The sequence below is a fragment of the Geodermatophilus sp. SYSU D00766 genome (genome assembly GCF_054049915.1).
In genome coordinates this window covers 1-13,135 of record NZ_JBJGYI010000065.1, presented here as the reverse complement: position 1 = coordinate 13,135, position 13,135 = coordinate 1, and the positions used below count along the sequence as shown (strand labels likewise).

12 protein-coding genes and 1 pseudogene are annotated in these 13,135 nt (G+C 75.4%); 4 read left to right on the top strand and 9 right to left on the bottom strand.

Annotation, left to right across the window (positions count from 1 at the left end; genetic code table 11):
* Nucleotides 1–119: 119 nt before the first annotated feature.
* The 3 genes from ACI8AD_RS24180 to ACI8AD_RS24170 form a co-directional block, all read right to left on the bottom strand.
* Nucleotides 120–314 carry a hypothetical protein gene (locus ACI8AD_RS24180; RefSeq protein ID WP_456873075.1) on the bottom strand — a complete coding sequence of 65 codons (195 nt, stop codon included), beginning with the start codon at nt 312–314 and terminating at the stop codon, nt 120–122.
* Between the two features lie 11 nt (nt 315–325).
* Entirely contained in the window at nt 326–1,657 is a 1,332-nt protein-coding gene (locus ACI8AD_RS24175; RefSeq protein ID WP_456873074.1) for a citrate synthase, read from the bottom strand.
* A gap of 92 nt (nt 1,658–1,749) precedes the next feature.
* A complete protein-coding gene (locus ACI8AD_RS24170) occupies nt 1,750–3,144 on the bottom strand; it encodes a class II fumarate hydratase (RefSeq protein WP_456873073.1) in 1,395 nt (464 codons plus the stop codon).
* A gap of 155 nt (nt 3,145–3,299) precedes the next feature.
* On the opposite strand from ACI8AD_RS24170, the gene ACI8AD_RS24165 reads away from it, so the two are divergent.
* The gene (locus ACI8AD_RS24165; protein WP_456873072.1) at nt 3,300–3,839 is read left to right on the top strand and encodes a hypothetical protein; all 540 of its coding nucleotides are present in this window, start codon (nt 3,300–3,302) and stop codon (nt 3,837–3,839) included.
* Nucleotides 3,840–3,941: 102 nt separating this feature from the next.
* Nucleotides 3,942–5,036 carry a hypothetical protein gene (locus ACI8AD_RS24160; RefSeq protein ID WP_456873071.1) on the top strand — a complete coding sequence of 365 codons (1,095 nt, stop codon included), beginning with the start codon at nt 3,942–3,944 and terminating at the stop codon, nt 5,034–5,036.
* A 15-nt stretch (nt 5,037–5,051) separates the two neighbouring features.
* Here ACI8AD_RS24160 and glpX read toward each other — a convergent pair whose 3' ends face one another.
* Nucleotides 5,052–6,116 carry a class II fructose-bisphosphatase gene (gene glpX, locus ACI8AD_RS24155; RefSeq protein WP_456873070.1) on the bottom strand — a complete coding sequence of 355 codons (1,065 nt, stop codon included), beginning with the start codon at nt 6,114–6,116 and terminating at the stop codon, nt 5,052–5,054.
* Nucleotides 6,117–6,249: 133 nt separating this feature from the next.
* Here glpX and ACI8AD_RS24150 point away from each other — a divergent pair, with 133 nt between their 5' ends.
* Nucleotides 6,250–6,903 (top strand): DUF4245 domain-containing protein, encoded by a 654-nt coding sequence (locus ACI8AD_RS24150; protein WP_456873069.1) that lies wholly within the window; start codon nt 6,250–6,252, stop codon nt 6,901–6,903.
* 4 nt (nt 6,904–6,907) lie between these two features.
* On the opposite strand, the gene ACI8AD_RS24145 is transcribed toward ACI8AD_RS24150, so the two are convergent.
* The 3 genes from ACI8AD_RS24145 to ACI8AD_RS24135 all read right to left on the bottom strand — a co-directional run bounded on the left by ACI8AD_RS24145 (nt 6,908) and on the right by ACI8AD_RS24135 (nt 9,852).
* The gene (locus ACI8AD_RS24145) at nt 6,908–7,150 is read right to left on the bottom strand and encodes an exodeoxyribonuclease VII small subunit (protein ID WP_456873068.1); all 243 of its coding nucleotides are present in this window, start codon (nt 7,148–7,150) and stop codon (nt 6,908–6,910) included.
* A complete protein-coding gene (gene xseA, locus ACI8AD_RS24140; RefSeq protein WP_089404518.1) occupies nt 7,147–8,370 on the bottom strand; it encodes an exodeoxyribonuclease VII large subunit in 1,224 nt (407 codons plus the stop codon). Before xseA ends, ACI8AD_RS24145 begins: the two co-directional genes overlap by 4 nt.
* A gap of 87 nt (nt 8,371–8,457) precedes the next feature.
* Nucleotides 8,458–9,852: a hypothetical protein gene (locus ACI8AD_RS24135; RefSeq protein WP_456873067.1), complete on the bottom strand. Its 1,395-nt coding sequence runs from the start codon at nt 9,850–9,852 to the stop codon at nt 8,458–8,460.
* Between the two features lie 177 nt (nt 9,853–10,029).
* Between ACI8AD_RS24135 and ACI8AD_RS24130 the strand changes: the two are divergent.
* A pseudogene (locus tag ACI8AD_RS24130) lies at nt 10,030–10,962 on the top strand (4-hydroxy-3-methylbut-2-enyl diphosphate reductase); the annotation flags it as partial.
* A gap of 111 nt (nt 10,963–11,073) precedes the next feature.
* Here the strand turns inward: ACI8AD_RS24130 and ACI8AD_RS24125 are convergent.
* Nucleotides 11,074–11,655: a DUF6542 domain-containing protein gene (locus ACI8AD_RS24125; protein WP_456873076.1), complete on the bottom strand. Its 582-nt coding sequence runs from the start codon at nt 11,653–11,655 to the stop codon at nt 11,074–11,076.
* A gap of 413 nt (nt 11,656–12,068) precedes the next feature.
* A partial coding sequence (locus ACI8AD_RS24120) for a DNA recombination protein RmuC (RefSeq protein ID WP_456873066.1) occupies nt 12,069–13,135 on the bottom strand: 1,067 nt, incomplete at its 5' end.

Below are 13,135 nucleotides of genomic sequence, written 5' to 3'. Positions count from 1 at the left end.
GCGACGGCCGCGTCCGCGCAAGTCCACCCGGGGCGCGGGCGCGGCACGTGCAGTTCCGGGCATGTGCCCGGGTCGGGCCGGCCCGGTCCGGGCACTTCCGCGGAAGTGCCCGGAGGAGGTCAGCGGTCGGGGGGCCACCAGGCGCCGTGCCGGGGGACGAGGGCGATGCGGTGCTCGCCCCCGTCCGCGGTGGACACCACGAGCTCGACGGCGGTGACCACCCGCACCCGGTCGTCGTCGTCACGCAGCAGGCGGCCGGTCGCCAGGGGGATCGGGGGCAGGACCAGGAGGTCCTCGGCCGGCTCGCCGCCCACCGGCGCCGTCGTCAGCGCTCGTCGAGCGGGACGAAGGCCCGCTCGGTCTCGCCGGTGTACACCTGCCGGGGCCGGCCGATCTTCGTCGACGGGTCGTCGATCATCTCCCGCCACTGCGCGATCCAGCCGGGCAGCCGGCCGAGGGCGAACAGCACGGTGAACATCCGCGTCGGGAAGCCCATCGCCCGGTAGATCAGCCCGGTGTAGAAGTCGACGTTCGGGTAGAGCTTGCGCTCGATGAAGTAGTCGTCGGACAGCGCGATCTCCTCGAGCTGGCGGGCCAGGTCGAGCAGTTGGTTGTCCCCGCCGAGCTTGTCGAGCACGGTGTCGGCGGTCTGCTTCACGATCGCCGCGCGCGGGTCGTAGTTCTTGTAGACCCGGTGGCCGAAGCCCATCAGCTTGACGCCGGGCTCCTTGCGCTTCACCCGCTCGACGAACGCCGGGATGTCCCCGCCCTCGCGCTGGATGGACTCCAGCATCTCCAGCACCGACTGGTTGGCCCCGCCGTGCAGCGGGCCGAACAGCGCGTTGATGCCGGCCGAGACCGAGGCGAAGAGGTTGGCGTGCGAGGAGCCGACCAGCCGCACGGTCGACGTCGAGCAGTTCTGCTCGTGGTCGGCGTGCAGCACGAAGAGCATGTCGAGCGCGGCGGCCAGCTCGGGGTCGACCTCGTAGGGCTCGGCGGGGAAGCCGAAGGTCATCCGCAGGAAGTTCTCGACCAGGCCGAGGGAGTTGTCCGGGTAGAGGAACGGCTGGCCGACGGACTTCTTGTACGCGTAGGCGGCGATCGTCGGGAGCTTGGCCAGCAGCCGGATGGTGGAGATCTCCACGTGCTCGGCGTCGAAGGGGTCCAGCGAGTCCTGGTAGAAGGTCGACAGGGCGCTGACCGCCGAGGACAGCACCGGCATCGGGTGCGCGTCGCGCGGGAAGCCCCGGAAGAACTGCTTGAGGTCCTCGTGCAGCAGGGTGTGCCGGCGCAGCCGGCTGTCGAACTCGGCCAGCTGGTCGGCCGTCGGCAGCTCGCCGTAGATGAGCAGGTAGGTGACCTCGAGGAAGCTCGCCTTCCCGGCGAGCTGGTCGATCGGGTAGCCGCGGTAGCGCAGGACGCCGGCGTCGCCGTCGATGTAGGTGATCGCCGAGGTGCACGAGGCGGTGTTGACGAAGCCGATGTCGAGGGCGACCTGGCCCGTGGTGGCCAGCAGCTTGGAGACGTCGAGCCCGTCGGACCCCTCGGTCGCGGGCACCACGCGCAGCGGGAGCTCACCTCCCGGGTGCCGGAGAGATACCTCGGGGGCGCGGTCGGCCGCGGCGCTGTCGGCTGCGGCGCTGGCTGTCTCGGTCATGGTGGTCCGACGCTACTGGCGTCGGGCCCGTCCGACGACACGGACGGTCCTCCCGCCGGGTGGGCCGGGGTCCCGGCCCACCCGGCGGCGGGTCAGGGGTGGGTCATCGACAGGACGTCGAGGGCCTCGTCGAGCTGGGCCTCGGTGAGCTTGCCCTGCTCGACGTAACCGCGTTCGAGGACGACCTGGCGGATCGTCTTCTGCTCGGCCAGCGACTGCTTGGCGACCTTCGCCGCCTCCTCGTAGCCGATGTACCTGTTCAGCGGCGTGACGATCGACGGCGAGGACTCGGCGTACTCGCGGCAGCGCTCGACGTTGGCGGTGATCCCGTCGACGCAGCGGTCGGCGAGGACGCGGCTGACGTTGGCGAGCAGCCGGATCGACTCGAGCACGTTGCGCGCCATCAGCGGCAGCGTCACGTTGAGCTCGAAGACGCCGGTGGTGCCGGCGAAGGTGACCGCGGCGTCGTTGCCGATGACCTGCGCGGCCACCTGGATGGTCGCCTCGGGGATCACCGGGTTCACCTTGCCCGGCATGATCGAGCTGCCCGGCTGCAGGTCGGGGAGGTTGATCTCGGCCAGGCCGGTGCGCGGGCCCGAGCCCATCCAGCGCAGGTCGTTGGCGATCTTCACCAGGCCGACGGCGATCGTCTTCAGCTGCCCGGAGGCCTCGACCAGGCTGTCGCGCGAGCTCTGCGCCTCGAAGTGGTCGCGGGCCTCGGTCAGCGGCAGCTCCAGCTCCGCGCCGAGCCGCTCGATGATGGCCGCGGCGAACCCGGGCGGGGTGTTGATCCCGGTGCCGACGGCGGTGCCGCCCAGCGGCAGCTCACCGATGCGCGGCAGCGAGGCCTCGAGCCGCTCGACGCCGTAGCGGATCGTGGCGGCGTACCCGCCGAACTCCTGGCCGAGGGTGACCGGGGTGGCGTCCATGAGGTGGGTGCGGCCGCTCTTGACCACCTCGGCGAACTCCTGCGCCTTGCGCGACAGCGAGGCCTCCAGGTGCCGCAGCGCCGGGACCAGGTCGCGCACGATCGCGCGGGTGGCCGCCACGTGGATGGCCGAGGGGAAGACGTCGTTGGACGACTGCGACGCGTTGACGTGGTCGTTGGGGTGCACCGACGTGCCACTGGCCTCGGTGGCCAGCGTCGCGATGACCTCGTTGGTGTTCATGTTGCTCGACGTGCCCGAGCCGGTCTGGAACACGTCGATGGGGAAGTGGTCGTCCCAGGAGCCGGAGACCACCTCGGCGGCGGCGTCGGCGATGGCGGCGGCGACGTCGCCGTCGAGCACCCCGAGGTCGGCGTTGACCCGCGCCGCGGCGCCCTTGATGGCGGCCAGGGCGGCGATGAGCTCGCGCTCGACGGGCGTGCCGGAGATGGGGAAGTTCTCGACGGCGCGCTGCGTCTGGGCCCGCCACTTCGCCCACGCGGGCACACGGACCTCCCCCATGGAGTCTCGTTCGATGCGGTGGTCCTGCTCGGTGGCCACGCTGGCTCCCGTGTGGTGTCGGTGGGTTCTGTGCTGCAGCCGTGACCTTAGGAGGACCCCCGCGCCCCCTGCCGCGCGCGGGCCCGGAGCGGCACCCCGGCCCGCGCCGGCCGGGCTCCTACCGTGCGCCGGACACCCCGGTCCCAGGAGGCTCCGTGACCCACCCGCAGCACCCCGCACCCGGCACGGTCCCCGTCGGGGGCTGGACGCCCTGGGGGACCTGGGACCCCGCTGCCGGGCGGCCTCCCGTCCCGCCCGCAGCGCCCGCGGTGCCCCCGCCCGCGGCCCGGGCCGGTCTGGGCGGCGCCGCGGTCGTCGCCGCCGGGCTCGTCGTGGGCCTGGTCCTCGCCGCCGTCGTCGCGGTGGTGCTGCTGCGCGGGGTCGCGGAGGACGCCGGCCGGGCGGCGGGCGAGGCCATGGGGACGTCGGTGGCCGACGCGCTCTCCCGCGGCGCCGGTGCGTACGTGAGCGGGACCGTGGAGGAGGTCGAGCAGTCCGCCCCGGTGGCGCCGGGTGACCTCGGGCCCGACCCGGTGCTCGACGGCTACGCCCAGCAGTGCTTCGACGGCGACCTGCAGTCCTGCGACGACCTCTTCGCCGCCTCCCCACCGCTGTCGGACTACGAGGAGTACGCGCTCACCTGCGGCGGCCGGGTGAAGGCGTGGGCGGTCGTGTCCTGCACCGACCTCGAGTAGGGAGCCGGGTCGCGGCCGCCCCGTGACCCGGAGGTGCTGGTCGGCGCCGGTCCTGCGGACCTAGCCTGGCCCCGCCAGCACCCGGACCGAGGAGTTCCCGCGATGTCGCAGCCCCCGTACCCGCCGCAGGGCGGCGAGGACCCTGCGGGCCGGCAGCCCGGGCAGCAGGGGTGGGGGCAGCCCGAGGAACCGACGCGGCAGCTCGGTCAGCCGGCTCCGCCCACCACGCAGTTCCAGCCCGGTGAGCACGGCGGGGAGCCGCGCGAGCAGACCGCGCCCCTCGGCCGGCCCGACCCGGAGCAGCCGTACGGGCAGCAGCCGTACCCGCAGCAGTACGGCCCCCAGTACGGCCAGCAGTACGGCCACGACCCGACCCAGCAGTTCCCGCAGCAGTACGGCCAGCCGTACGGGCAGCCGTACGGACAGCAGTACGGACAGGGCCACGACCCGAACCAGCCGTACGGCCGGCCGTACCCGCAGCAGCAAGGCCCGCAGTACGGCCAGCAGCCGCCGCCGCAGAAGCGGAGGAACCTGGCGGTCGTGCTGGGTGTCGTCGGCGTCCTGGTGGTCGCCGGCCTGGGCGTGCTGCTGTTCTTCCTGCTCCGCGACAGCGACACCCCCGTCGCCGACCCGCCCCGGACGACGAGCGCCTCCTCGTCCTCCGCCGGGCCGTCGTCGTCGAGCCCGTCGTCGTCGAGCCCGTCCACCTCGAGCTCGTCGCGGCCCCCGACCCCGTCGCCGTCGAGCCCGCCACCCCCGCCGACCCCCGGGGGCGGGTCCGTGGCGGCGCCGGTGCCGCCCACCGGGCTGGGCGACGACGCCACCTACCAGCCGCTGGCCCAGGCCTGCTTCGACGGGGACTTCGCCGCCTGCGACGAGCTGTGGCGGCTGACGCCCTCGGGCTCGCAGTACGAGCAGTACGCCGGCACCTGCGCCGGCCGCGTGCCGTACCAGACCAACGCCTGCCAGGAGCGGCTGGGCACGACGACGCCGGCCGACCCCACCCCGCCCACCGGGCTGGGCGACGACGCCACCTACCAGCCGCTGGCCGAGGCCTGCTTCGCCGGTGACTGGGCGGCCTGCGACCGGCTGTGGCTGGAGACCCCCATCGGCTCGCCCTACGAGGACTACGCCGGCACGTGCGCGGGACGGCTGCCCTACGAGGAGCAGGGCACCTGCGAGGCGCGGCTGGGCTGACCTGCGGCGGACCGCTCAGTCGTCCTCGTGGGAGCGGTCGAAGGGCACCGCGGAGTAGGCGCGCAGCTTCTCCAGCGAGTGCAGGCTGTCGATCGAGCGGATGGTGCCCGAGCGCGAGCGCATCACCAGCGACTGCGTGGTGCAGCCCCCGGACCGGTACTGCACGCCGCGCAGCAGCTCGCCGTCGGTGATGCCGGTGGCCACGAAGAAGACGTCGCCGCGCACCAGGTCGTCGATCTCCAGCACCCGGTCGAGGTCGTGGCCGGCGTCGAGCGCCTTCTGCCGCTCCTCGTCGTCCTTGGGCCACAGCCGGCCCTGCAGCGCACCGCCCATGCACTTGAGCGCGCAGGCGGCGATGATCCCCTCCGGCGTGCCGCCGATGCCCATGAGCAGGTCGACGCCGGTGCCCTCGCGGGCCGCGGCGATCGCGCCGGCGACGTCGCCGTCGGAGATGAACTTGATCCGGGCGCCGGCCTCGCGGACCTCGTGCACGAGCTGCTCGTGGCGCGGCCGGTCGAGGATGCAGACGGTGACGTCGGCGACCGAGCTGTGCTTGGCCTTGGCGACCCGGCGGACGTTCTCCGCGACCGGCGCGGTGATGTCGACGACGTCGGCGGCGGCCGGCCCGGTGGCGATCTTCTCCATGTAGAAGACGGCGGAGGGGTCGTACATGGCGCCCCGGTCGGCCACGGCCATGACGGCGATGGCGTTGGGCATGCCCTTGGCCATCAGCGTGGTGCCGTCGATGGGGTCGACGGCGACGTCGCACTCGGGGCCGTAGCCGTCGCCGACCTGCTCGCCGTTGTAGAGCATCGGCGCCTCGTCCTTCTCGCCCTCGCCGATGACGACGACGCCGCGCATCGTCACGGTGCCGATGAGGGCGCGCATCGCGTCGACCGCCGCGCCGTCGCCGCCGTTCTTGTCCCCGCGACCCACCCAGCGGCCGGCGGCCATCGCGGCGGCCTCGGTGACCCGCACGAGCTCGAGGGCGAGGTTGCGGTCGGGCGCGGGGCGGTCGGTGCGGAAGGTGCTCACGCGGGGGGCCGGGGGCACGGGGCCGTCGGGCACGGGAAGGATCACGGGACCTCCAACGTCGGCAGCGTCGCCGGTGCCCACCGTTCCGGCCACCCCGTTCCCGGTGCCGGTCGGGCGGGCGGGTGCGTCGGGATGTGGAGCGACGGGGTTTTCGGATCGGTGCTGCGATCCTAGGGGTATGACCACGACCGGGCCGTCGGGCCGGCAGGCCCCCGAGGAGCCGCCTGCCCAGCAGCAGCCCACCCAGGACCAGCTCGCGCCGGAGCAGCCGCCGCCGGCGCCGTCGGCGGTCGAGCGGGCCAACCGGATGAGCGCGGCGAACATGGTCCGGTCGCTGCTGCCGCTGGTGGTCGCCTGCCTGCTCGTGGTCGGCTGGATCGCCTTCCGGCAGGGCGACGTGGACCCGGTCCGGGCGATCAACCCCTCCAGCACCGTGCAGCTGGCCGCCACCCGGGCGTCCTACCCCGTGGCGGTGCCGACCGGGCTGCCCGACGGCTACCGGCCGACGAGCGCCCGGACCGACGCCGGGGAGGCCGTCGACGGCGCGCCCGTCACGCTGGAGGTGGGCTACGTGACGCCGTCGGAGGAGTACGCGGGCTTCCTGACCACCGACGACCCGCGCGCCGAGCGGCTGACCGCGGTGCTCGACGGCGCCGAGGAGGACGGCACCGTGCAGCTCGGCGACCGCACGTGGACCCGGCTGACCAGCGACCGCGGCGAGACGGTGCTCACCGTCGAGGACGGCGGCGTCACCACGATGGTCACCGGCTCGGCCGACGACGGGGAGCTGGAGACGGTGGCCGGCTCCCTCGCGCCCGTCGTGGTGCGCTGAGCGCTCAGTCCTGCCGCTCGGCCGGGGTGGCCGCGGCCAGCCGCTCGCGGGCGCGGTCGAGCCAGTGCCGGCACAGCTCGGCCAGCTGCTCGCCGCGCTCCCACAGCGCCAGCGACTCCTCCAGCGTCAGCCCCCCGGCCTCCAGCCGGCGCACCACGTCGGCCAGCTCCTCGCGGGCCTGCTCGTAGGTCTGCGTCGGCTGCTCGGCCGGCTGCTCGCTCGGCTGGTCGCTCGGCTGCTCGCTCACGGGTGCCCATCCTGCCTGTCGACCCGCACCGGCAGCCGCCCGCCCGCGACCCGCACCGACAGCCGCTCGTCGTCGGCCACCTCGCCCGGCTCGCGGACCAGCGCGCCGTCGGCCCGCTGCACCAGCGCGTAGCCGCGCTGCAGCGTGGCCTGCGGCGAGAGGGCGGCGACGCGGGCCCGGGCGTGCTCGAGGTCGCGCTCGGCGGTCTCGACCCGGTGGGTGAGGGTGCGGCGGGCCCGGTCGCGGAGCGCCGCGACGTCGTCGGCCCGGCCGTGCAGCAGCCGCTCGGGGTCGGCCAGCACCGGCCGGCTGCGGACGCTCTCCAGCCACCGCTCGGACTGCTCGACCCGGACGGTGAGCAGGTGCCGGGCGCGGGCGCGCAGCCCGTCGACCAGCCGGCGCTGCTCGCCGATCTCGGGTACCACGCGGTGCGCGGCGTCGGTGGGGGTGGCGGCGCGCACGTCGGCGACGTGGTCGACCAGCGTGGTGTCGGTCTCGTGGCCGACGGCGGTGACCACCGGGGTGCGGCAGGCGGCGATGGCGCGGACCAGCCCCTCGTCGGAGAACGGCAGTAGATCCTCCACCGACCCGCCGCCGCGGGCCAGGACGATCACCTCGACCTCCGGGTCGCGGTCGAGCCGCTGCAGCCCGTCGATGACCGACGCCGCGGCGTTGACGCCCTGCACCAGGCTGTGGTGGACGGCGAAGCGCACCGCCGGCCAGCGCCGCCGGGCGGTGACCAGCACGTCGCGCTCGGCGGCGGAGTCCTTGCCGGTGACCAGGCCGACGACGGCGGGGGCGAAGGGCAGCGGGCGCTTGCGGGCGGCGTCGAACAGGCCCTCGGCGGCCAGCAGCCGGCGGATCCGCTCGATGCGGGCCAGCAGCTCGCCCAGGCCGACGGCGCGGATCTCGGTCGCGCGCAGGGAGAACGAGCCGCGGGCGATGTAGTAGTCGGGCCTCGCCCGCACGATGACCCGGGCGCCCTCGGTGAGCTCCAGGCCCGGCCGGTCGGCGACGTCGCGGGCGCAGGTGACCGGCACCGACAGGTCGGCGGCCGGGTCGCGCAGGGTCAGGAAGACCGTCGCGGCGCCACTGCGCCGGCTGAGCTGGGCGACCTGCCCCTCGACCCACACCTCACCGAGCCGGCCGATCCACTCGGCGACCTTGCGGGCCACCGTGCGCACCGGCCAGGGCGCCTCGGGGGAGGAGGGGGCGGTCATGCCCGCGACTGTGCCAGGCGCCGGTGACGACGACGGCCCGGGACCCCGGTGGGGGTCCCGGGCCGCGCCGGGGCAGGTGGTCCGTCGTCAGCCGCGCGGCTGCAGCGGGCTGGCGTCGACCGCCTGCTGCTCGAGCTTCTCCAGCCGGTTGCGCAGCATCGTGACGAACTGCGCGCGGTTGCGGGTGGCCTCCTCGTAGGCGAGCAGGTCCTGGACGGTGGCCAGCTGGTAGCCCCGCAGCCGTCCGCGCAGCTGGGCGATGGTGAAGGAGTCGTAGCCCTCGATCGGCGCCGTCCCGGCCGCCTGCGACCCGGAGACGTCGCTGCCGCCCTCGGGGTCGTCGGTGGGCGCGGCGGACTCCCCGCCGACGGCGTCGACGGCTGCGCCCTCGGCGCGCGCGGCGTCCTCCTCGGCGGTGTCGGTCTCCCCGACGTCGGTGCGCACGCCGGTGGCGGCGGCGACCGGGGTGCCGCTCTCGTCGGTCACGGTGTCCTGCGTCGCGGTGTCCTGCGTCGCGGTGTCCTGGCCGGTGTCCCGGGCGCCCTCAGGGGCGACGACGCCCTCGTCGGTGACCGTGCCCTCGACCGTGGTGACCTCGCCGTCGGGGCCGACCACGTCGACCTCGGCGTCGGCGAGGCCGATGTCGGTGTCGGGGGTGCCGGAGTCGGCGGCGTCGGGCGTGGTCGTGTCGTCGCTGCCCACGTCGGGGGCGCCGGCGAGCTCACCGACCGGGGAGCCGCCCGGGTCGCTGGCGGCCGGGGTGTCCTCGGGTGCGCCGGCCGCGGGGGTCGCGTCGGTGCCCTCGGCCTCGAGCAGCGCGCTCTCCAGCGCGTCCTCGGCGGTGAGCGCGGAGTCGGCGGCGTCGAGCGCGGCCTCGGCCTCCTCGGCGCCCAGGACCTGGTCGGTGACGTCCTCGACGGCGGCGACCACCGCGGCGGGGGACGGCTCCGGCGGCAGGCCGGCGAGCTCGTCGTCGACCAGGCCGGCCGCGTCGGTGTCGACGTCGACCTCCATGACGTCGACCTCGGTGAGCTCGGTGACGGTGTCGGGCTCGCGCAGCGCCGCGGCGGTGTCCTCGACGGCGGCCACGACGGCGTCCGCGGCGGGGTCGCCGGGGAGGGTGGCGACCTCCTCGTCGGAGATGCCGGTCGTGTCGACGTCGGGCGCGCGGTCGAACGCGGAGTCGCGGAGCACGTCGATCGGCTGGGCCACCAGCCCGGTGCCCGCCGGCTGCTCGTCCTCGTCGTCGTCGAAGGTGGCCATGCCCGGCTCGCGCTCGCCGCGGATCCCGGTGAGCACCTCGTCGCCGCGGGCCACCAGTCCCGACCACTGCTGCTGCAGCTTCATCGCCGCCTGCAGCGCGATGCCGACGATGCGCACCGGCAGACCCGGCAGCGTCCGGGGGAGGCTGCGGACGTCGTCGAGGACGGTGGCCGCCAGTCCGACGGTGGCGCGGACCGGCTCGGGGATCTCACGGGACATGCGCCCAGCCTGCCGCAGGGTCTCCGGGTCGGCACCACGGCCCCGGCCGGGGCCACCCGGTCGGGCGGGCCGCACCGGTGTGACGTTGGTGACGTTCCGGGGCGGCCTCCCTGCAGGGGCCCGCCGCGAGCCTGCGAGCGGCGGGGGGCAGGGAGGTCCTGTCTCTACCATGGGGTCATGGCTGATCAGCGCGGACGGGTCCTGCTGGCCGATCCCCGGGGCTACTGCGCCGGTGTCGACCGGGCGGTGGTGGCCGTCGAGCGGGCGCTGGAGATCCACGGCGCCCCGGTGTACGTCCGCAAGCAGATCGTCCACAACAAGCACGTGGTGGCCACCCTCGAGCGGCGCGGCGCGGTGTTCGTCGACGAGACCGACGAGGTGCCCGAGGGCTCGGTCGTCGTCTTCAGCGCCCACGGCGTCTCCCCCGCCGTCCACGAGGAGGCCGCCGCCCGGCAGCTGCGCACCATCGACGCCACCTGCCCGCTGGTGACCAAGGTGCACCAGGAGGCCAGGCGGTTCGCCCGCGACGACTACGACATCCTGCTGATCGGCCACCGCGGCCACGAGGAGGTCGAGGGCACCTCCGGTGAGGCGCCGTCGCACATCCAGCTCGTCGACGGACCCGACGACGTCGCGAACGTGCAGGTCCGCGACCCCGAGAAGGTCGTGTGGCTCTCGCAGACGACGCTGTCGGTCGACGAGACGCTCAGCACGGTCGACCAGCTGCGGACCCGCTTCCCCGGGCTGCAGTCCCCGCCGAGCGACGACATCTGCTACGCCACGCAGAACCGGCAGCAGGCGGTCAAGCAGATGGCGCCCGCGTGCGACCTGGTCGTCGTCGTCGGCTCCACCAACTCGTCGAACTCCGTGCGGCTGGTCGAGGTCGCGCTGGAGGCCGGCGCCCGCGACGCGCACCTGGTCGACTACGCCGCCGAGATCGACCCCGCCTGGCTCGAGGGCGTGTCCACCGTCGGCGTCACCAGCGGCGCGTCGGTGCCCGAGGTGCTGGTGGGCGAGGTCCTCGACTGGCTGGCCGAGCGCGGCTACCCCGACGTCGAGACGGTCAAGGCCGCCGAGGAGCGGCTGGTCTTCGCGCTGCCGCGCGAGCTGCGGCCCGAGCGCGGCGAGTCCGCCCGCCCCGCCCGCTGTGCGGCGGGCCGCAGACGCGAGACGGGCCCCCCCCCGGCCGGGTGGGGGCCCTTCTCGTCTCGCGCCGCGGGCTCAGCGCCTGGCGGCCCAGCGCACGACGGCCAGCACCACGGCGACACCGGTGGCCACGGCCATGGTGGGGAAGCCGCGGATCAGGATCGTCGCCAGCGTCGGGAGGTTGAAGCTCGCCGAGGGCGCCAGGCCGATGTTGACCGCGGCGACGGCGACGAAGACCAGCGGCGGGCAGCAGACGACGGTGAGCAGGTCGCGGGGGCGCACCAGCAGGGTGCCGACGGCGGTGGCCGCGACCAGGGTGACCAGCGTGAGCGTGCCGAGACCGACGGCGAGGAAGGAGTCGACGGCGCCGCCGGCGAGGGTGATGACGAAGATCCCGAGGACGGCGAGGACGCCGCGCAGCCCGCTGTCGCGGCGGCTGTCGGGCGGGGTGCGGCGGGACGAGCCGCGCGACCCGCGGCCGGGGACCGCCTCCCGGCCGGCGTCACGGGCCGGCACGCGCTCGACCGGCCGGCTGTGCCGCGGTGGGGCCTGCGTGCCGTCGCGGCCGGCGACCGGCGGCAGGCCCGGCTGGGGGGTGCGCTGCCCCGGGCGGATCGCCGGGGGACGGGAGTCGGGGACCGGGCGACCGTGGCCCATGCCCGCCCCGTGGCCGGAGCCGCCCGGGCGGCCGCGGGGGTGCGGCGGGGGCACCGGCGGCAGCGACATGCGCGAGGCCCGGGCGGGCGTCGCGTCGTGCCGCGGCGGGTCCGGGCGCGGAGCCGGCGCGCCGGCGAGGGGGCGCTGCCCGCGGACCCCGCTGTCGCGCCAGGTGTCGGCTGCGCTCGCCGAGGCCATGGCCACCTCCCCGTCCCGTCCGGCCGTCCCGTGCCGGGCCGGTCCCGGTGCACACCGTAGCGACGGCGGGCCCTGCGGCGGGGCACCTTCCCGTGTGGACCCTCGACACGTCGCCGTGTCGGTTTGGCAACTCTCGGTGGGTCGCGGGGTGGGTGTGACGGAGGTGTCCAGCGCGACCGCCGGGACGGGCCCGCCCGGTCGGTCAGCCGGTCCGCTCAGCCGCCGTCGGTGAGCCGCCAGCGCAGCGGGACGTCGTCCGCGGCGGTGTCGTAGGCGGTGGTGTGGTGGGCGGCGGTGTCGTAGGCGGCGGTGTCGTCGGTGACGGTGCCGAGGGCGTCGGGCGCGTCGTCGGCGGCGGGCCGCAGCTGCCGCACCACCGCCTCGACCTCCGGCGGGGACGGCACCGCCGCCTCGCCGACGCCGAGCTCGTCGAAGCGCCGCGCGGCGGCGAGGACGGAGCGCTCGTAGGAGCCCACCGTCTCGTTGTAGCGGGTGAGCGTGGTGCCCAGGGCGGCGCCCAGCCGGGTCAGGTGCCCCGAGAGCGTGGTCAGGCGGGCGTGCAGCCGGCGGCCGACCTCGATGACCTGGTCGGCGTCGCGGGCCAGCCGCTCCTGCCGCCACGAGTGGGCCACGGTGCGCAGCAGCGCCAGCAGCGTGCTCGGGGTGGCGATGACGACGTCGCGGCCGAAGCCGTACTCCAGCAGCGCCGGCTCGGCCTCGAGCGCGGTGGTGAGGAAGCCGTCGGAGGGGACGAAGAGCACGGTGAACGGCGCGGCGGGCCGGAACGCGGTGGGGTAGCGGCGGGCGGCCAGCGCGTCGACGTGCGCGCGCAGCTGCCGGGCGTGCGTGGCGACGCGCTGGACGCGGACGGCCTCGTCGGTGGCCTGCACGGCCTCGATGTAGCCGGCGAAGGGGACCTTCGCGTCGACGACGACCTGGCGGCCGTCGGCCAGGGTGACCACGAGGTCGGGCCGGACTCCGGCGCCCTCGTCGTTGGTGGAGGAGGGCTGCTCGACGAAGTCGCAGTGCTCGAGCAGCCCCGCCACCTCCACGACCCGGCGCAGCTGCACCTCGCCCCAGCGGCCCCGCACGTGCGGGGTGCGCAGCGCGGTGACCAGGGCCGCGGTCTCCTGGCGCAGCAGCGCGCTGGTCTGCCCCACGGTGCCCATCTGCTCGCGCAGCTCGCCGTGGGCGGTGGCGCGGTCGCGCTCGATGCCGGCCAGCAGCCGGTGCAGGTGGTCCAGCGACTCGTGCACCGGCTCGAGGGCGTCGCCGGCCGGCC

Excerpts from the sequence above, each read along its gene's own strand:
- ACI8AD_RS24175 (WP_456873074.1), bottom strand. The coding sequence starts at position 1,657 with ATGACCGAGACAGCCAGCGCCGCAGCCGACAGCGCCGCGGCCGACCGC.
- ACI8AD_RS24160 (WP_456873071.1), top strand. The coding sequence starts at position 3,942 with ATGTCGCAGCCCCCGTACCCGCCGCAGGGCGGCGAGGACCCTGCGGGC.
- ACI8AD_RS24150 (WP_456873069.1), top strand. The coding sequence starts at position 6,250 with ATGACCACGACCGGGCCGTCGGGCCGGCAGGCCCCCGAGGAGCCGCCT.
- xseA (WP_089404518.1), bottom strand. The coding sequence starts at position 8,370 with ATGACCGCCCCCTCCTCCCCCGAGGCGCCCTGGCCGGTGCGCACGGTG.
- ACI8AD_RS24135 (WP_456873067.1), bottom strand. The coding sequence starts at position 9,852 with ATGTCCCGTGAGATCCCCGAGCCGGTCCGCGCCACCGTCGGACTGGCG.
- ACI8AD_RS24125 (WP_456873076.1), bottom strand. The coding sequence starts at position 11,655 with ATGGGCCACGGTCGCCCGGTCCCCGACTCCCGTCCCCCGGCGATCCGC.